Consider the following 17757-nt stretch of genomic DNA (forward strand, 5'->3'; position numbering starts at 1 on the left):
ACAATCAAGGATTTAGAGTAATCGCTATGAGCGAAGACCGATCGAGCAACGGGCAAAAGTCATGGCTGGGTAAACTGACCCAGGCTTTTGCCCACGAGCCGAAAAACCGCCAGGAGCTGCTGGAGCTGCTGCGCGAGGCCCATCAGAACAAGTTGCTGGACAGCGAAGCGCTGGCCATCGTCGAAGGCGCCATCCAGGTGGCTGACCTGCAAGTACGCGACATCATGGTGCCGCGCTCGCAGATGATCAGCATCAGGGCGACCCAGACCCCGCGCGAATTCCTCCCAGCCGTGATCGACTCGGCGCACTCGCGCTACCCGGTGATCGGTGAAAGCCATGACGACGTCATGGGCGTCCTGCTGGCCAAGGACCTGTTGCCGCTGATCCTCAAGGAGAACGGCGACAACTTCAACATCAAGGACCTGCTGCGCCCGGCTACCTTCGTGCCTGAGTCCAAGCGCCTGAACGTGCTGCTGCGCGAATTTCGCGCCAACCACAATCACATGGCGATCGTGATCGACGAATACGGTGGCGTGGCGGGCCTGGTGACCATCGAGGACGTGCTGGAGCAGATCGTCGGCGACATCGAAGACGAGCACGACGTTGAAGAAGACAGCTACATCAAGCCACTGCCCAGCGGTGACTTCCTGATCAAGGCATTGACGCCCATCGAGAACTTCAACGAGTTCTTCGACAGCGAATTCTCCGACGACGAGTTCGACACCGTCGGCGGCCTGGTGATGAGTGCGTTCGGGCACCTGCCCAAGCGTAACGAAACCACCGAGATCGGCGCCTATCGCTTCCGCATCCTGAATGCCGACAGCCGCCGCATCCACTTGATCCGTTTGACTCCTATTGCCCGTTAAGGATTGAAATGCGCCGTCTGATCGCACCCGGCTGGCCCGGTAATCTGCTGGCCGTGGTGGCCGGCGCCATCACCACCCTGGCGCTGGCGCCGTTCGATATCTGGCCGCTGGCGCTGGTGGCGGTCGGTGTCTTCTATATCGGCCTGCGCGAGCTGACACCCCGCCAGGCCCTGGGGCGCGGCTGGTGTTTCGGGTTCGGCCTGTTTGGCGCCGGCACCAGTTGGATCTACTACAGCATCCACCACTTCGGCGGCGCTTCGGTGCTGCTGGCGGGTTTCCTGATGCTGCTGTTCACCGCCGCCATCGCCTGGTTCTTCGCCCTGCCCGCCTGGCTGTGGGCGCGCTGGCTGCGCCGCAATGAAGCGCCCCTGGCCGATGCGCTGACCTTCGCGGCGTTGTGGGTGGGCCAGGAGGCCTTTCGTGGCTGGTTCCTCACCGGTTTTCCGTGGTTGTACTCCGGCTACAGTCAACTCGACGGCCCGCTGACCGGCCTGGCGCCCTTGGGCGGGATGTGGCTGATTTCGTTCGCCCTGGCGCTCACGGCCGCCGTGCTGTGCAACCTGCCGCGCCTGTTGGCGAGCAAGCGCAACAGCTTCATCGCCGCCGGCCTGGTGCTGCTCGTTGCGCCATGGGCCATCGGCCTGGCGCTCAAGCACCATGCCTGGACCTCGCCCTCCGGCCCGCCTTTGAGCGTGGCCGCCATCCAGGGCAACGTCGAACAAAGCATGAAGTGGGACCCCGAGCAGCTCAATGCGCAGCTGGCGCTGTACCGCGATATGAGTTTGAGCTCCAGGCGCGTCGACCTGCTGGTATGGCCGGAAACCGCCGTTCCGGTGCTCAAGGAGTCGGTCGAAGGCTATCTGGGCATGATGGGCAAGTTCGCCGCCGAGCGTAATACCGCGCTTATCACCGGGGTACCGATTCGCCAGGAAGTACGCCATGAGAAGCGCTACTTCAATGGCATCACCGTGGTCGGCGAAGGTGATGGCACCTACCTCAAGCAAAAGCTGGTGCCCTTTGGTGAATACGTGCCGTTGCAGGATATGTTGCGCGGGTTGATCGCCTTCTTCGACCTGCCCATGTCGGACTTCGCCCGCGGCCCCGCGGACCAGGCGATGCTTCAGGCCAAGGGTTATCAGATCGCACCGTTCATTTGCTATGAAGTGGTGTACCCGGAGTTCGCCGCCGGCCTGTCGGCCCAGAGCGACCTGTTGCTGACCATCAGCAATGACACCTGGTTCGGCCGCTCCATCGGCCCGCTGCAGCACCTGCAGATGGCGCAGATGCGCGCGCTGGAAGCCGGCCGCTGGATGATCCGCGCCACCAACAACGGCGTGACCGGCCTGATCAACCCGTTTGGGCAGATCACCGCACAGATCCCGCAATTCGAGCGCGGCATTCTCTATGGCGACGTGGTGCCGATGCACAACCTCACGCCTTACCTGCAATGGCGGTCGTGGCCGTTGATCATTGTGTGCGTGCTGTTGTTCGGCTGGGCGCTGCTGGCGGGTCGAATGGCCAAAACGCTCTGACAGACACCATAAAACCAATGTGGGAGGGGGCTTGCTCCCGATAGCAGTGTGTCAGTCAGTACATTTGATACTGATACACCGCAATCGGGAGCAAGCCCCCTCCCACACTTGGCCAGCGGTGCTACTTGTAGAACAACCGGTACCCCACCTGCCCCACCGCCTCATTGATCAACTGCCCGCTCTGCCATACCGCCTTGACCTCCGGCATCCAGCCGCCCAGTGGACGCGCGTTGTCCACGCCCAGAAAACCCACTGGCGCGGGCACCACGGTAAAGCCGGCCTTTTCAAAACTCCACACCGAACGCGGCATGTGCCAGGCTTGGGTCACTACCACCACGCGCTTGATGCCTTGAGGCAACAGGATCTCGGCGCTCATCTGGGCGTTTTCCCAGGTGGTGCGGCTACGCTCTTCTTTCCAGCGCACCGTCACGCCGAAGTCATCCTGCATTGACACCGCCATCAACTGCGCCTCGCTGGGCGGCGTGCCGTAATGCAGGCCACCGGTGGTCAGCAGCGGCAACCCGGACGCCTTGGCCAGTCGCGCCGCATAACGCTCACGCTCCAGGCCGATGCCGGTGGGTTGGTCGGTGCCCCAGGCAATATCACCGCGCTCGCGCCCGGAACCCAGCACCACAATCGCATCGGCGCGCTGGGCCAGACTTGCCCAGTCTTCGCGGGCCAAAGGCGGCGCTGTCTCCAAGGCGTGCGCGCCCCACTGCACCATTACCGGCAGGCTGATCAGCCACATCCCGCCCAATCCCAAGGCAAAGCAACACCCCGCCAAGCGCGGTCGACTGCGGCGAAACCACCAGGCAAGCGCCAGCAACAGCAAGAAAATACCGGGCGGCAGCAACAATTGTTTGATGAAATAACGAAAAGGCATCGGGCATCTCCAAAGATGCCCGAAGCCTAGATGCAACGGGGTTCGGCAACAATCCTTACCATCACATTTTGCAAAGTGGCGGATAACGCGGGTTACTTACACCGTACGGATCGGAAACGTTCCGGGCCGCGGCCGGCCGGCAGATCCTTCAGCCAGATCACCTTGGCCGAACGGGAAGGCGTCTGGACTGGCGGGGAGGCCTGCCCATCAGAGGCGCGTTGGTGGTGCAACGCCAGATAGTTCTCGATCAGTTCAAGCTCTGCCTGGCTCAAGCCTTGCAACTCCAGCTCCAGAGGCCGTTCACCACGCAATCGGCCTGCGGTTCTTGCGGCATCCAATGCCCGACCCAAACGGTCGATCAATCCTTCATATAATTGCGGTTTAGTTAAAGTTCGCTGCGATTCAGCCATCCCCTCACCTCATTGAAGAAATACATGCTCCCCAATAAACAGCGTAGCCCCCGTGGCTGCGCCTGCCCGATGCCGCGACAGACGGCCCTGCCTGCGCAATCAGGGTTTCCCTCGATAGAGTGGGGTCATGTATGCTACGGCGCTTCCTGTAACTCCACTTCCCGCAGGGTTTGGGCACGGACGCGCCGCTTTCTGGTGTCGAACAACCCGGACACTGCACCGAAGAGGAATAGGCCACCCTTATTCAGTTCAAAAGTAGCCATGCACGAACAATATCAGCCCCGTGAAATAGAAAATGCCGCACAAACCTTCTGGGACGAGCAAAAGTCCTTTGAAGTCAGCGAACAGCCAGGCAAGGAGACTTTCTATTGCCTATCGATGTTCCCTTACCCCAGCGGCAAGCTACACATGGGGCACGTGCGTAACTACACCATCGGCGACGTGATTTCCCGCTACCAGCGCATGCTCGGCAAGAACGTCCTGCAACCCATGGGTTGGGACGCCTTCGGCATGCCGGCGGAAAACGCCGCGATGAAAAACAACGTAGCTCCCGCCAAGTGGACCTACGAAAACATCGCCTACATGAAGACCCAGCTGCGCAGCCTGGGCCTGGCGGTAGACTGGTCTCGCGAAGTGACCACCTGCAAGCCGGACTACTATCGCTGGGAACAATGGCTGTTCACGCGCCTGTTCGAAAAAGGCGTGATCTACAAAAAGAGCGGCACCGTGAACTGGGACCCGGTCGACCAGACCGTGCTGGCCAACGAACAGGTGATCGACGGCCGCGGCTGGCGCTCCGGCGCGCTGATCGAAAAGCGCGAAATCCCGATGTACTACTTCAAGATCACCGCCTATGCGGATGAACTCTTGTCGAGCCTCGACGACTTGCCGGGCTGGCCCGAACAGGTCAAGACCATGCAGCGCAACTGGATCGGCAAATCCAAGGGCATGGAAGTGCAGTTCCCGTACAACGTCGACTCGATCGGCGAAGCGGGCGCACTCAAGGTGTTCACCACCCGCCCCGACACCCTGATGGGCGCGACCTACGTCGCCGTGGCCGCCGAACACCCGCTGGCCACCCAGGCCGCACAGAACAACCCTGAGCTGCAGGCGTTCATCGCCGAATGCAAAGGTGGCAGCGTGGCTGAAGCCGATGTCGCCACCCAGGAGAAAAAAGGCCTGCCGACCGGCCTGTTCGTCGAGCACCCGCTGACTGGCGAGAAGCTGCCGGTCTGGGTCGCCAACTACGTGTTGATGCACTATGGCGACGGCGCGGTCATGGCGGTGCCGGCTCACGACGAGCGCGATTTCGAATTCGCCACCAAATACAGCCTGCCGATCAAGTCCGTGGTGCGCACCAGCGCGGGCGACACCAACCCGGCCCCGTGGCAAGACGCCTACGGCGAGCACGGCACCCTGATCAATTCCGGCGAATTTGACGGCCTGGACTTCCAGGGCGCGTTCGACGCGATCGAAGTCGCGCTGATCAAGAAAAACCTCGGCGCCTCGCGCACCCAGTTCCGCCTGCGCGACTGGGGCATCAGCCGCCAGCGCTACTGGGGCTGCCCGATCCCGATCATCCACTGCGAAAGCTGCGGTGACGTGCCGGTCCCGGAAGACCAGTTGCCGGTGGTACTGCCCGAAGACGTCGTCCCGGACGGCGCCGGTTCGCCTCTGGCACGCATGCCGCAGTTCTACGAATGCAGCTGCCCGAAATGCGGCGCGCCGGCCAAGCGCGAAACCGACACCATGGACACCTTCGTCGAGTCCTCGTGGTATTACGCCCGTTACGCCTCGCCGCACTATGAAGGTGGCCTGGTCGAGAAATCCGCAGCCGACCATTGGTTGCCGGTGGACCAGTACATCGGCGGGATCGAACACGCCATCCTGCACCTGCTGTACGCGCGCTTCTTCCACAAGCTGATGCGTGACGAAGGCCTGGTCAGCTCCGACGAGCCGTTCAAGAACCTGCTGACCCAGGGCATGGTGATCGCCGAGACCTACTATCGCCGCGAAGCCAATGGCGCCTACACCTGGTTCAACCCGGCGGACGTCGAACTCGAACGTGACAGCAAAGCCAAGGTCATCAGCGCCAAGCTCAAGTCCGACGGCCTGCCGGTGGAAATCGGCGGCACCGAGAAGATGGCCAAGTCGAAGAACAACGGCGTCGACCCACAATCGATGATCGATCAGTTCGGCGCCGACACCTGCCGCCTGTTCATGATGTTCGCCTCGCCGCCCGACATGAGCGCCGAATGGTCCGATTCCGGCGTCGAAGGCTCACACCGCTTCCTCAAGCGCGTCTGGCGCCTGGCCCATGCCCACGTCAGCCAGGGCTTGCCGGGCAAGCTGGACGTCGCCGCCCTGAACGATGAGCAGAAGGCCATTCGCCGCAGCACCCACCTGGCTATCCGCCAGGCCAGCCAGGACGTAGGGCAGAACCACAAGTTCAACACCGCCATCGCCCAGGTGATGACGCTGATGAACGTGCTGGAAAAAGCCCCGCAGGCCACGGAACAGGATCGCGCATTGATCCACGAGGGCCTGGAAACGGTTACCCTGCTGCTGGCGCCGATCACCCCGCACATCAGCCACGATTTGTGGAACCGCCTGGGCCACAGCGGTGCCGTTATCGACGCCCGCTGGCCGGTGCAGGATGACAGCGCGCTGGTACAGGACACGCTGCAACTGGTGATTCAGGTCAACGGCAAACTGCGCGGCCAGATCGACATGCCGGCCAGCGCCAGTCGTGAAGAAGTCGAAGCGGCTGCACGCTGCAACGAGAACGTGCTGCGCTTTACCGAAGGCCTGACGATCCGCAAAGTGATCGTAGTGCCCGGAAAACTGGTCAATATCGTCGCCAGCTAAATCGGATCGGGCGCAGGGCTTGAGCCCTGCGCCGAACTAAACCTTCAGGGCCTCGATACGGCCCGCCTGGTTTCAAGGGGAGCAACAAACATGATCAAACGCAATCTGCTGGTAATGGGCCTGGCCGTTCTGTTGAGCGCGTGCGGCTTCCAGCTGCGCGGCACCGGCACCAACGAATTGTCGCTCAAGGAACTCGACGTCAGCGCACGCAATGCCTACGGCGAGACCGTGACTCAGCTGCGCCAGGCCCTGGAAAACAGCGGTGTGCGCGTCTATACCGGCGCCACCTACAAACTGGACCTGGTCGATGAGCGCGAAACCCAGCGCAACATCAGCTACGCCAGTGCGGGCCGCGCGTCGGATGTCGAGTTGACCACCACCGTCAACTTCGAAGTACAAGGCCGCGATCACTTGCCGCTGATGGGTGACAAGATCCAGGTGCAGAAAGTCGTGAGCCACGACGGCAACAACCTGGTGGGTTCAGACTCCGAGACCCTTCAGGTGCGCAAGGAAATGCGTCGTGAGCTGGTCCAGCGCATGATGACTCGCCTGCAACTGCTGACCCCGGAAAAACTCGCGGAGCTGCAGCAAATCGCCGACAACAAGGCCAAGGCTGACGCCGATGCCCTGAAAGCCGCGCAAGAGTATGAAGACAACACGCCGAAACAGTCGCCTGTTGAAGTCCCTGTCGAGTAAGCCAAACGGGGCGCTCCTGGCGCCCCGTTCGCCCTGCCTATGAAACTCGCCCCCGCCCAACTCGCCAAGCACCTGCAAGGTGGCCTCGCGCCTGTCTATATTGTCAGCGGCGATGACCCGTTGCTGTGCCAGGAAGCGGCCGACGCCATTCGCACGGCGGCGCGCCAGCAAGGTTTCGATGAACGCCAGGTGTTCAGCGCCGACGCCAGTTTCGACTGGGGCACGCTGCTGCAGGCAGGCGCGAGCATGTCGCTGTTTGCCGAAAAACGCCTGCTGGAACTGCGCCTGCCCTCGGGCAAGCCGGGCGATAAAGGCGCGGCGGCGTTGATGGAATATTGCGCGCGCCCTGCTGAAGACACGGTGTTGCTGGTCAGCCTGCCCAAGCTCGACGGCAGTGCGCAGAAAACCAAATGGGGCAAGGCGCTGGTCGAAGGTCCACAGACCCAGTTCATCCAGATCTGGCCGGTGGACAGCAGCCAGCTGCCGCAATGGATCCGCCAACGCCTGTCACAGTCCGGCCTGTCGGCCACGCAAGACGCCGTCGAGCTGATCGCCGCCAGGGTCGAGGGCAATCTGCTGGCTGCCGCCCAGGAGATCGAAAAGCTCAAGCTGATGGCGGAAGATGGGCAGATTACCGTCGAAACCGTGCAAGGCGCGGTGGCTGACAGTGCGCGGTTCGATGTCTTCGGGCTGGTGGACGCGATCCTCAACGGTGAGCCGGCCCACGCCCTGCGCATGCTCGAAGGGCTGCGCGGCGAGGGTGTGGAACCGCCGGTGATTCTCTGGGCCCTGGCCCGCGAACTGCGGGTACTGGCTAACATCGCTTTGCAATACAGCCAGGGCACACCCCTGGACAAATGCTTCAGCCAAGCCCGACCGCCAGTGTGGGACAAGCGCAAACCACTGATGAGCAAGGCCCTGCAACGGCACTCGGCGCAACGCTGGGCGCAACTGTTGCTGGAAGCGCAGCGCATCGATGCACAGATCAAAGGCCAGGCGGCCGGTTCGCCGTGGATGAGCCTGAGTCGTTTGTCACTGTTGATGGCCGGCCAGCGCCTGGCGTTGCCTGCCGAATAGCTCACCCAAGAACACCACAGACCCAATGTGGGAGGGGGCTTGCTCCCGATAGCGGTGTAACAGTCAAAAAATCCAGTGACTGACACTCCGTCATCGGGAGCAAGCCCCCTCCCACATTTTGATTGTGTTTACAATTCTCAGGCTTTACAGCGCCGCAATATAGGCAGATTATTTTCGCCGCTCCACCCACCCGAACGAGAGAAAGACCATGAGCAAAAAGCCATCCAAGCATGGCCCGAACAAGGCCAAATCCATCATCGCCCAGCCACTGTTCCGCAGCCGTCAGGAACGCGCCGGCAAGGGCAAAGGCAGCTACCGCCGCGAAGCCTTCCAGTCTAATAGCTGGGAGGCTTCTTACTTTCTGGCTGCCTGAAGGCAAGCGCCCCTCTGGCATGATAAGGTCTGCACTGGATTTGTAACCCCCTGGACCTGTGCATGCCCTCTAGTCTTTCCCGTCGTTGGCACCTTCGCCAATTGATCGCTGCCTCCAGCCTCATTCTGCTTGTCGCCTGCGCGGAAAAACCCACCGCCGCGGATGCTCAACCCCTGCCCACGCTCAAGACTGTACCGGCCGTCGCGCCTGCCGTCGTTGCGCCGTTGGCGGTAGACAACCTGAACATCCAACCGACCCAGACCTTCGCCGAATGGCAGGCCGGTTTCCGTGCGCAGGCCCTGCAAGCCGGAATCACCGCCGACGTCTTCGATAATGCCTTCGCCGGCGTCAGCCCGGACATGGCGGTGATTCGCGCCGACCGCAGCCAGCCGGAGTTTTCCCGGCCGGTGTGGGAATACCTCGACGGCGCGCTGTCGCCGCTGCGCGTGCGTAATGGCCAGGCCTTGCTGGTCAAGTACGCCGATATCCTGCAGCGCATCGAAGAGCGGTATGGCGTCGATCGCCAGGCCCTCGTCTCGGTGTGGGGCATGGAAAGCAACTTCGGCCAGTTCCAGGGCAATAACTCGGTGATCCGCTCGCTCGCAACCCTGGCTTATGAGGGCCGTCGCCCGGCGTTCGCACAGGCGCAACTGCTGGCGGCGCTGCAGATCATCCAGCACGGCGATATTGCGGCCGACCAGATGAAAGGTTCCTGGGCCGGCGCAATGGGCCAGACCCAATTCATTCCCACCACCTACAACACCCATGCCGTGGATTTCGACGGCGACGGTCGCCGCGATATCTGGAACAGCCCGAGTGACGCCCTCGCCTCCACCGCCCATTACCTGCAAAGCTCCGGTTGGCAGAAAGGCCAGCCGTGGGGCGTTGAGGTGCAGCCATTGCCCTCGGGCTTCGACTATTCCCTGGCCGATGGTGGCGCCCGCAAGACCGTCGCCGAATGGCTGAAACTGGGCATCCAACTGCCGCCTGGCGTGAGCCTGCCAGCCAACGTCGACCAACTGTCCGCCGCCCTGCTGTTGCCGGCCGGCTACCGTGGCCCAGCGTTCCTGGTTTTGGATAACTTCCGTGCAATCCTGAAGTACAACAACTCGTCATCCTATGCGCTGGCCGTTGGCCTGCTGTCGGAGCGATTTGGTGGCGGTGGTGTGATTCGCGGGAGTTGGCCGAAGGATGAGCTGCCGCTGAGCCGCTCGCAACGTATCGACCTGCAGACGGTGCTCAGCGCCAAGGGCTACGACGCGGGCAATGCCGACGGGATCATAGGCGCTAACACGCGCAAGGCGATTCGAGCGGCACAGCAAGCGTTGGGCTGGCCGGCGGATGGGTATCCGACGGTGAAGCTGCTGGAGGCGCTGCAGGGCCGATAGATTGGCTTATGGCGACTACTGCTATCGGGGGCTTGCCCCCGATGGCGGTTTAGAAACCGACGATTATTTACAGACTACATCCTGCTCCAACACCACCCGCTGCTCCCCCGCATCCAGGCGCACCAACGCCCCCATCGGCAACGTCAGGTTCGGATCGCAATGCCCACTGCGCCAGCCGGACAGCACCGGAATGCACAGCGGTTCGAAGGTCTGTTTCAACAGCCTTTCAAGCCCTACCTGCTCCACACCGGCCACGTCCCCTACCAACACACCTGCAATCTGGTCGAGCTTGCCCGCCAGGCGCAGGTGCGTCAGCAGACGGTCGATGCGATAGAGCGGCTCGTTGACGTCCTCGATAAACAGAATGATGCCTTCAGCGTCAATGTCGTAAGCGGTACCCATCACCGCCGCGATCATCGAGAGGTTGCCGCCCAGCAAGCGTCCGCAGGCGATGCCAGGTTCGAGGGTGGTCAAGGGGTAGGCCGCCGGGTGCGTCAACAAGCTGCCGGCGCCGAGCTGACCACGCAGCAGGCTGAACAGCGATGACTCGGTGGGGGGTTGCTTGCCACCGAGCAAGTCGGCATTGAGCATTGGCCCGTGGAAGGTGACAAAGCCCGCGTAGCGGTTGATCGCCAGGTGCAAGGCGGTGATATCGCTGTAGCCCACGAACGGCTTGGGGTTGGCACCCAGCAGGTCGAAGTCCAGTGCGTCGAGCAGACGTGGCGTGCCGTAGCCGCCGCGCAGGCAGAAAATCGCGTCGATTTCGGGGTCGGCGAAGGCAGCATGCAGGTCGTTGAGGCGCACTTGATCACTGCCGGCCAGGTAGCCGTCGCGTTCATACACACCCGGGAAGATGCGCAGTTCGTAGCCACGGGCGCGCATCCATTGCCCGGCTTTTTCAACGTCCAGCGCAGCGGGGCCGGCGGGGGCGATCAGGCCGATGGTGCCTTCGGGGCGCAGCGCGGGTACGGCGGCGGTCATGCACAATTCTCCCTATAGATGACGCTTAACGAAATGTGGGAGGGGGCTTGCCCCCGATGGCGGTGTGACAGTCAATACAGGATCGACTGATAGACCGCAATCGGGGGCAAGCCCCCTCCCACATTGGACCTGCGGCGTTACATAGCTCGGTGTTACGACACCAGGCTCGCCTTGACCAGCTTGGCCTGCTCGTCGGCGTGGTACGAAGAGCGCACCAATGGGCCGGAGGCTACGTTCTTGAAGCCCATCTTGTACCCTTCCTCGGCGAACCAGGCGAAGGTATCCGGGTGCACGAAACGCTGCACCGGCAAGTGGCTACGGGACGGTTGCAGGTACTGGCCCAGGGTCAGCATATCGATGTCGTGCTCGCGCATGCGCTTCATGACTTCGATAACTTCTTCGTCGGTTTCGCCCAGGCCCAGCATCAAGCCGGATTTGGTCGGAATGTGCGGCATCATCTGCTTGAACTTCTGCAGCAGGGTCAGCGACCACTGGTAATCCGAACCCGGACGCGCGGCCTTGTACAGGCGCGGAACGGTTTCCAGGTTGTGGTTGAATACATCCGGCGGCTCGGCGGCGGTGATTTGCAGCGCCACATCCATGCGGCCACGGTAGTCGGGCACCAGGGTTTCAAGCATGACGTTTGGCGACAGTTTGCGGATTTCGCGGATGCAATCGGCAAAGTGCTGGGCACCGCCGTCGCGCAAGTCGTCACGGTCGACTGAAGTGATCACCACATATTTGAGTTTCAGGTCGGCGATGGCGATAGCCAGGCTTTCCGGCTCGTTGACGTCCAGGGGCTTCGGACGGCCGTGGCCGACGTCGCAGAACGGGCAACGACGGGTGCAGATGTCACCCATGATCATGAAGGTGGCGGTGCCGCCGGAGAAGCATTCGCCCAGATTCGGGCAGGAGGCCTCTTCGCACACGCTGTGCAACTTGTGTTTGCGCAGCAGCGCCTTGATACGGTCGACTTCCGGCGAGACCGGGATGCGCACGCGAATCCAGTCAGGCTTTTTCGGCAGTTCGGTGGTAGGGATGATCTTGACCGGGATGCGTGCAACCTTCTCGGCGCCGCGCAGCTTGACGCCGGCTTCCACCTTGGCACGCGGGGCCGGGGCTGGACGCTCGGTAACGTCCAGCGTCGGGATCATGGTTTGCACAACATCAGTAGTCATATCAATCGATTCCGCCCGTCAGGGTCGTCTGCTCAGCATAGTCGAGGTGTTTGACGAGCTGCGCGCGCAGCCGGGCACTTACCTCGGCAAATTCTATGGGTGTTGCATGGTCGCTCAACTGGGTCATCGCAAGCCCCGCGTAGCCGCAGGGGTTGATGCGCCGGAACGGGGCCAGGTCCATGTCCACATTCAGGGCCAGGCCATGAAAAGAACACCCGTGACGAATGCGCAATCCCAGGGAAGCGATTTTCGCGCCATCCACATACACACCCGGTGCATCAGGCTTGGCCGCAGCGGTCACGCCGTAACTGGCCAACAGCTCGATCAGGCAAGCTTCCATGCGGCTTACCAGGTCACGCACGCCAAACCCCAGCTTGCGCACATCCAGCAACAGATAAGCGACCAGTTGGCCAGGCCCATGGTAAGTCACTTGACCCCCTCGGTCGACCTGCACCACCGGAATATCCCCCGGAAGCAGCAGGTGCTCAGCCTTGCCGGCCTGCCCCTGGGTGAACACCGGTGGGTGTTCGACCAGCCAGATTTCATCCGCTGCCGAGTTGCCGCGCTCATTGGTAAAGCGCTGCATGGCGTGCCAGACCGGCTCGTAGGCCATCCGGCCGAGCTCGCGAAAGCCCAGGACCTGTGGCATCACAACACCATGTGCACGAAGCCGGTGGCCCGCAGTTCGCTGTTGATGTCGTAGAGCTGGTCTTGACCGATTGCAACGATGTGCAATTGGATCGTGGTGTATTTGCCTGTGGAGCTGGATCGCTCGTCCACACGCTGATCATTGATCGTCGCGTGCTTGCGCACTATCTCGAGGATCAAGTCTTTGCGGCCTACACCGGTATCGCTGATTATCTTGATGGGGTAGTCCACCACCGGGAATTCGATCTTTGGCGCCTTTACTTCGGTATCGGTCATGGCGTAACGGCCTCGTAAGCGGTAAGCCGTGGCGACGGCAAAGCCCCGCGTCGGATCAACGCGGGGCTTTGCAGGTGCACACAATCAGTTGAACAAGCCGTAGAAGAATAGACGGATGCTATCCCACACGCGGCGGAAGATACCACCTTCGTCGACGGCGTCCAGTGCGATCAGGTCGGCGCTGTGCACCACCTTGTCGTCCAGTTTGACTTCGACTTTACCGATCACGTCGCCCTTGGCGATTGGGGCAACCAATTGCGGGTTCATGGTCATGCTGGCAGCGAGCTTTTTCAGCTGGCCTTTAGGCATGGTCAGGGTCAGGTCATCAGCCAGGCCGGCCTTGACTTGGGAGGTTGCGCCCTTCCATACCGGCGCGGTCGCCAGCTCCGTACCCTTCTGGTAGAAGGTCTGGGTTTCGAAGAAGCGGAAGCCGTAGGTCAGCAGCTTTTGCGTCTCGGCCGCACGGGCCTGCTCGCTGTTGGTGCCGAATACCACGGCGATCAGGCGCTGGCCATCACGTACAGCGGACGACACCATGCAGTAGCCGGCTTCGTCGGTGTGGCCGGTTTTCAGGCCATCGACGGTCTTGTCGCGCCACAGCAACAGGTTGCGGTTAGGCTGCTTGATGTTGTTCCAGAAGAACTCTTTCTGGGAGTAGATGGCGTAGTGCACCGGGTCGACGCGGATGATCGCGCGGGCCAGGATCGCCATGTCGTGAGCCGACGAATAATGCTCAGGATTCGGCAGGCCGGTCGGGTTCATGAAGTGGCTATTGGTCATGCCCAGGTCGCCGGCCGTCTTGTTCATCATGTCGGCGAACGCGTCTTCGCTGCCGGCGATGTGCTCGGCCAAGGCGACGCTGGCGTCGTTACCGGACTGGATGATGATGCCGTGCAACAGGTCGCTGACGGTGACTTGCGAGCCGACCTTGATGAACATCCGCGAACCACCGGTACGCCAGGCGTTTTCGCTGACGGTCACCGGGTCGTTTTCGCCGATCTGGCCGCGACGGATTTCCAGGGTCGCGATGTAGGCGGTCATCAGCTTGGTCAGGCTGGCTGGAGGCAGGCGCACGTCACCGCCGTTTTCGACCAGCACGTTGCCACTGGCGGCATCCATGAGGACCCAGGCCTTGGCGGCCAGTTGCGGGGAAGCCGGCACCATCTCAACCGCCCAGGCGGCCGGAGTGATGATCAGCGAGATAAGCAGGCACGTACGTTTGGCTAAGGTGGTGATGTTCATCCGTCTCTCGAAATTGCTTATGGAAACTTGCCCTCGCGGGCAAAACTATTCAGACAGCCCGCTTCCAGACTGTCACGTGTTCGGTTGCCCGCTCACCCCTTGCCCCTGGGTTTTATTGTTTAACGAGCCAACAACCAGGGCCCAGGCATGCGCCTGAACCTGCAGTCCTTTATTGCCTTATTCTGCGGTCACTACGCTGGGTTGCCCCAGGTTCGCCAGGCGTACGCTGTTCTGCACTTGCGCCACCTCGCTCGGCGAGCCGATCGGCCCCATGCGCACACGGTGCAGGGTTTGCTGGTTACGCACGATGGAGCTGATGAACACTGGCGCGCTGACCATGCCGCTGAGCTTGGACCTTAACAGTTCTGCCGCATCCGGGTTGGCGAAAGCGCCCACCTGCAAGTACTGCCCGCCCACGGTGGAGGCACCCGGCGCGGCACGGGGCACGACGACAGTATCCGGCGCATGCTGCGCGGGCGGCGGCGTCCATTGTTCGATCTTGCCGGTCGACGCCGTCACCTGGGGTTGCGCGGTTTGCGGTTCGTTGAGCATCAACGGCGCCGGCTTGCCACGCTGGGCCCAGTACTGCGCCGGGTCGATGCCTTCGACCTTGACCCGTGCGGTACCGATTTCGGCGTAACCGAGTTTCTTCGCGGCGGCGTAGGACAAGTCAATGATCCGGTCCGAATAGAACGGCCCACGGTCATTGACCCGCAGGATCACCGTGCGGTTGTTGTCCAGGTTGGTCACGCGCACGTAGCTGGGCAGCGGCAGGGTCTTGTGCGCCGCGCTCATGCCGTACAGGTCATACACTTCGCCGTTGGCGGTGTTCTGGCCATGGAATTTGGTGCCGTACCAGGACGCCGTGCCTGACTGCACGTAGGTCTTGGAGTCCTGCAGCGGGAAGTAATTCTTGCCCAGCACGGTATACGGGTTGGCCTTGTAGGGGCCGGAGTGCAAGGTGGGCGTGGCATCGGGGATCTTCGACACATCCACATCCCACCACGGCGCGCCATCTTTGTGCGCACGGTTGATGTCCAGGCCCGGCTGGGCGCGAACCACAGCGCCACCGGCCTTCTTGGCCGGCGCTCGGTTCGGCGTCGTGGAGCAACTGGCGATCAGCAGGGACAACGCGGCGAACGCCACCAGCTTGAGCGGTTTTTTGAACGGCGATACCCGCATTACTTGTTGCCCCGTGCTTGAACCAGCTCGTCTGACAGCTGATGCACGGCCATGGCGTACATCACACTGCGGTTATAACGCGTGATTGCGTAGAAATTCTTCAGGCCCATCCAGTATTCCGGGCCATTTTCACCTTCAAGGCGGAACGCCGTCACCGGCATGTCATCGCGTGGCGCATTCTGACTCGACCAGCCCAGCGCTCGCAACTCCCCGACGGTCTTCACCGGGTCGATACCCTGGGTCAGGCCTTCGTCGGCACGCTCGCCCGTCACATCGGCGCGAACGACCACCGGTTCACCGCCGACCCAGCCGTGACGCTTGAAATAGCTGGCCACGCTACCGATGGCATCGTCGGGGTTGCTCCAGATATTGATATGCCCGTCGCCGTCAAAGTCCACCGCGTAGGCGCGAAAGCTGCTCGGCATGAACTGCGGCAAGCCCATCGCCCCGGCGTACGAGCCCTTGAGAGTCATCGGGTCGACCTGTTCTTCGCGGGCCAGCAGCAGGAATTCGCGCAGCTCCTTGCGGAAGAACTCCGCGCGGGGCGGGTAATCGAAGCCCAGGGTCGACAACGCGTCGATCACCCGGTAACTGCCGGTATTGCGCCCGTAGAAGGTTTCAATGCCGATGATCGCGACGATGACCTGGGCCGGCACGCCGTATTCCTGCTCAGCGCGGGCCAGTACCGCCTCATGCTGGCGCCAGAAGTCCACGCCCCGCGCCACACGGGCGTCGGTGAGGAACATCGGGCGATATTCCTTCCACTGCTTCACGCGTTCGGCGGGGCGCGAGATGGCGTCGAGGATCGCCTGCTTTTTCTGGGCTTCGCGAAACACGCCCATCAGTTGTTCACCGGCGAAACCGTAGTCGCGGGTCATCTCACCGACAAATTCGGCGACCTGAGGTGAGCCATCGTAGTCACCGGCCTGCACCTCCTGCGTTGCGCCCAGCAGCCCAATCAGGCCCATCCAGGACGCATGCCGAGTTGCCCAGCCGCGCATTACTTGCATTGACATCTTCACCTTATTCAAACCTGTGCGATCCATTTGCGATGCGTATGAATCGACATCAAAACCCCAAACGCTGACAGCAATGTCACCAGCGAAGTTCCGCCGTAGCTAATGAATGGCAACGGCACACCTACCACCGGCAGCAGGCCACTGACCATACCGATGTTGACGAAAACATAAACAAAAAAAGTCATGGTCAGGCTGCCGGCCAGCAACTTGCCGAACAGCGTCTGCGCCTGCGCGGTAATCACCAGCCCGCGACCGATCAACAGCAAATAGATCAGCAGCAGCGCGCAAATGCCGACCAGGCCGAACTCTTCGCCCATCACCGCAATAATGAAATCGGTGTGGCTTTCAGGCAAAAAGTCCAGGTGCGATTGGGTACCCAGCAACCAACCCTTGCCGAACACGCCGCCGGAACCGATCGCTGCCTTGGACTGGATGATGTTCCAGCCGGTACCCAGCGGATCGCTCTCCGGGTCGAGGAACGTCAGGATCCGTTGCTTCTGGTAGTCGTGCATAAAGAAGAACCACATGGCCACGGCCACGGGCACGGCGGCGGCCAGCACGCTGAGAATCCAGCGCCAGCGCAAGCCACCCATGAACAGCACGAACGCGCCGCCCGCCAGGATCAGCAACGAGGTGCCGAGATCCGGCTGGCGCACGATCAGAATGAACGGCACGCCGATCAGCACCAGGCTGATCCCCACATGCTTGAGCTGTGGCGGCAACGCGCGCTTGGACAGGTACCAAGCAATGGTGGCCGGCATGAGGATCTTCATGAATTCCGACGGCTGGAAGCGAATCACCCCAGGGATGTTGATCCAGCGGGTAGCGCCCATGGCGTTGTGGCCCATCACGTCCACCACCACCAGCAGCAAAACCCCGGCGACATAACCGAGCGGCACCCAGCGCGCCATGAAGCGCGGTTCGAGTTGGGCGATCACCACCATCGACAACAGGCCCAGGCCGAACGAAGACGCTTGCTTGATCAGCAGGTCCCAGTTCTTGCCGCTGGCCGAATACAGCACGAACAGGCTGCCCGCAGCCAAGATCAGCAGCAGCACCAGCAGCGGGCCATCGATGTGCATGCGTTGCAGCAACGTCGCACGGCGACGCATCACATCCTCACTGGAGAGGATGCGGT

The 17757-nt window shown here is 61.9% G+C and carries 17 protein-coding genes; 7 read left to right on the top strand and 10 right to left on the bottom strand.

What is annotated here, in order from left to right:
- Positions 1–26 precede the first annotated feature (26 nt).
- Both C4J89_RS23235 and lnt read left to right on the top strand, forming a co-directional pair.
- Entirely contained in the window at positions 27–866 is an 840-nt protein-coding gene (locus C4J89_RS23235) for an HlyC/CorC family transporter (RefSeq protein ID WP_122483878.1), read from the top strand.
- A gap of 8 nt (positions 867–874) precedes the next feature.
- On the top strand, positions 875–2398 hold the full coding sequence (gene lnt / locus C4J89_RS23240) for an apolipoprotein N-acyltransferase (protein WP_124415675.1): 1524 nt from the start codon (positions 875–877) through the stop codon (positions 2396–2398).
- 121 nt (positions 2399–2519) lie between these two features.
- Here the strand turns inward: lnt and C4J89_RS23245 are convergent, their stop codons facing one another.
- Together C4J89_RS23245 and C4J89_RS23250 are read right to left on the bottom strand one after the other, a co-directional pair.
- Complete coding sequence (locus C4J89_RS23245; protein ID WP_124368469.1) at positions 2520–3281, bottom strand: YdcF family protein; 762 nt, start codon at positions 3279–3281, stop codon at positions 2520–2522.
- Between the two features lie 92 nt (positions 3282–3373).
- The gene (locus tag C4J89_RS23250; protein ID WP_124364545.1) at positions 3374–3691 is read right to left on the bottom strand and encodes a hypothetical protein; all 318 of its coding nucleotides are present in this window, start codon (positions 3689–3691) and stop codon (positions 3374–3376) included.
- A gap of 261 nt (positions 3692–3952) precedes the next feature.
- Between C4J89_RS23250 and leuS the strand changes: the two genes are divergently transcribed.
- The 5 genes from leuS to C4J89_RS23275 all read left to right on the top strand — a co-directional run bounded on the left by leuS (position 3953) and on the right by C4J89_RS23275 (position 10093).
- Positions 3953–6559, top strand: coding sequence for a leucine--tRNA ligase (gene leuS, locus C4J89_RS23255; protein WP_124415676.1), 2607 nt, complete (start codon positions 3953–3955; stop codon positions 6557–6559).
- Between the two features lie 90 nt (positions 6560–6649).
- Positions 6650–7255: an LPS assembly lipoprotein LptE gene (gene lptE, locus C4J89_RS23260; protein WP_124364547.1), complete on the top strand. Its 606-nt coding sequence runs from the start codon at positions 6650–6652 to the stop codon at positions 7253–7255.
- Positions 7256–7294: 39 nt separating this feature from the next.
- A complete protein-coding gene (gene holA, locus C4J89_RS23265; RefSeq protein WP_124364548.1) occupies positions 7295–8332 on the top strand; it encodes a DNA polymerase III subunit delta in 1038 nt (345 codons plus the stop codon).
- A gap of 208 nt (positions 8333–8540) precedes the next feature.
- The gene (gene arfA / locus C4J89_RS23270; RefSeq protein WP_003176285.1) at positions 8541–8705 is read left to right on the top strand and encodes an alternative ribosome rescue factor ArfA; all 165 of its coding nucleotides are present in this window, start codon (positions 8541–8543) and stop codon (positions 8703–8705) included.
- A 62-nt stretch (positions 8706–8767) separates the two neighbouring features.
- The gene (locus C4J89_RS23275; protein ID WP_124415677.1) at positions 8768–10093 is read left to right on the top strand and encodes a lytic murein transglycosylase; all 1326 of its coding nucleotides are present in this window, start codon (positions 8768–8770) and stop codon (positions 10091–10093) included.
- A 63-nt stretch (positions 10094–10156) separates the two neighbouring features.
- Here the strand turns inward: C4J89_RS23275 and C4J89_RS23280 are convergent, their stop codons facing one another.
- The 8 genes from C4J89_RS23280 to rodA form a co-directional block, all read right to left on the bottom strand.
- A complete protein-coding gene (locus tag C4J89_RS23280) occupies positions 10157–11074 on the bottom strand; it encodes an LD-carboxypeptidase (protein ID WP_124415678.1) in 918 nt (305 codons plus the stop codon).
- Positions 11075–11226: 152 nt separating this feature from the next.
- Positions 11227–12228 carry a lipoyl synthase gene (lipA, locus tag C4J89_RS23285; protein ID WP_164484599.1) on the bottom strand — a complete coding sequence of 334 codons (1002 nt, stop codon included), beginning with the start codon at positions 12226–12228 and terminating at the stop codon, positions 11227–11229.
- A 25-nt stretch (positions 12229–12253) separates the two neighbouring features.
- Positions 12254–12901, bottom strand: coding sequence for a lipoyl(octanoyl) transferase LipB (gene lipB, locus C4J89_RS23290; protein WP_124364552.1), 648 nt, complete (start codon positions 12899–12901; stop codon positions 12254–12256).
- The gene (locus C4J89_RS23295; protein ID WP_048724650.1) at positions 12901–13176 is read right to left on the bottom strand and encodes a DUF493 domain-containing protein; all 276 of its coding nucleotides are present in this window, start codon (positions 13174–13176) and stop codon (positions 12901–12903) included. The genes lipB and C4J89_RS23295 overlap by 1 nt, the downstream gene beginning before the upstream one ends.
- A gap of 84 nt (positions 13177–13260) precedes the next feature.
- The gene (locus C4J89_RS23300) at positions 13261–14418 is read right to left on the bottom strand and encodes a D-alanyl-D-alanine carboxypeptidase family protein (RefSeq protein WP_003237030.1); all 1158 of its coding nucleotides are present in this window, start codon (positions 14416–14418) and stop codon (positions 13261–13263) included.
- 177 nt (positions 14419–14595) lie between these two features.
- A complete protein-coding gene (locus C4J89_RS23305; RefSeq protein ID WP_124415679.1) occupies positions 14596–15600 on the bottom strand; it encodes a septal ring lytic transglycosylase RlpA family protein in 1005 nt (334 codons plus the stop codon).
- Positions 15600–16610: a lytic murein transglycosylase B gene (gene mltB, locus C4J89_RS23310; RefSeq protein WP_124364555.1), complete on the bottom strand. Its 1011-nt coding sequence runs from the start codon at positions 16608–16610 to the stop codon at positions 15600–15602. The genes C4J89_RS23305 and mltB overlap by 1 nt, the downstream gene beginning before the upstream one ends.
- A 17-nt stretch (positions 16611–16627) precedes the next feature.
- Positions 16628–17731, bottom strand: a complete 1104-nt coding sequence (gene rodA, locus C4J89_RS23315; protein WP_164487623.1) for a rod shape-determining protein RodA — start codon at positions 17729–17731, stop codon at positions 16628–16630.
- Between the last annotated feature and the right edge of the window lie 26 nt (positions 17732–17757).

The sequence above is a fragment of the Pseudomonas sp. R4-35-07 genome, assembly GCF_003852235.1.
Taxonomy (GTDB): Bacteria; Pseudomonadota; Gammaproteobacteria; order Pseudomonadales; family Pseudomonadaceae; genus Aquipseudomonas.

What these genes read in the sequence shown, in the direction of transcription:
- C4J89_RS23235 (WP_122483878.1), top strand. Translation starts at nt 27, where the DNA reads ATGAGCGAAGACCGATCGAGCAACGGGCAAAAGTCATGGCTGGGTAAA.
- lnt (WP_124415675.1), top strand. Translation starts at nt 875, where the DNA reads ATGCGCCGTCTGATCGCACCCGGCTGGCCCGGTAATCTGCTGGCCGTG.
- C4J89_RS23245 (WP_124368469.1), bottom strand. Translation starts at nt 3,281, where the DNA reads ATGCCTTTTCGTTATTTCATCAAACAATTGTTGCTGCCGCCCGGTATT.
- C4J89_RS23250 (WP_124364545.1), bottom strand. Translation starts at nt 3,691, where the DNA reads ATGGCTGAATCGCAGCGAACTTTAACTAAACCGCAATTATATGAAGGA.
- leuS (WP_124415676.1), top strand. Translation starts at nt 3,953, where the DNA reads ATGCACGAACAATATCAGCCCCGTGAAATAGAAAATGCCGCACAAACC.
- lptE (WP_124364547.1), top strand. Translation starts at nt 6,650, where the DNA reads ATGATCAAACGCAATCTGCTGGTAATGGGCCTGGCCGTTCTGTTGAGC.
- holA (WP_124364548.1), top strand. Translation starts at nt 7,295, where the DNA reads ATGAAACTCGCCCCCGCCCAACTCGCCAAGCACCTGCAAGGTGGCCTC.
- arfA (WP_003176285.1), top strand. Translation starts at nt 8,541, where the DNA reads ATGAGCAAAAAGCCATCCAAGCATGGCCCGAACAAGGCCAAATCCATC.
- C4J89_RS23275 (WP_124415677.1), top strand. Translation starts at nt 8,768, where the DNA reads ATGCCCTCTAGTCTTTCCCGTCGTTGGCACCTTCGCCAATTGATCGCT.
- C4J89_RS23280 (WP_124415678.1), bottom strand. Translation starts at nt 11,074, where the DNA reads ATGACCGCCGCCGTACCCGCGCTGCGCCCCGAAGGCACCATCGGCCTG.
- lipA (WP_164484599.1), bottom strand. Translation starts at nt 12,228, where the DNA reads ATGATCCCGACGCTGGACGTTACCGAGCGTCCAGCCCCGGCCCCGCGT.
- lipB (WP_124364552.1), bottom strand. Translation starts at nt 12,901, where the DNA reads ATGCCACAGGTCCTGGGCTTTCGCGAGCTCGGCCGGATGGCCTACGAG.
- C4J89_RS23295 (WP_048724650.1), bottom strand. Translation starts at nt 13,176, where the DNA reads ATGACCGATACCGAAGTAAAGGCGCCAAAGATCGAATTCCCGGTGGTG.
- C4J89_RS23300 (WP_003237030.1), bottom strand. Translation starts at nt 14,418, where the DNA reads ATGAACATCACCACCTTAGCCAAACGTACGTGCCTGCTTATCTCGCTG.
- C4J89_RS23305 (WP_124415679.1), bottom strand. Translation starts at nt 15,600, where the DNA reads ATGCGGGTATCGCCGTTCAAAAAACCGCTCAAGCTGGTGGCGTTCGCC.
- mltB (WP_124364555.1), bottom strand. Translation starts at nt 16,610, where the DNA reads ATGCAAGTAATGCGCGGCTGGGCAACTCGGCATGCGTCCTGGATGGGC.
- rodA (WP_164487623.1), bottom strand. Translation starts at nt 17,731, where the DNA reads ATGCGTCGCCGTGCGACGTTGCTGCAACGCATGCACATCGATGGCCCG.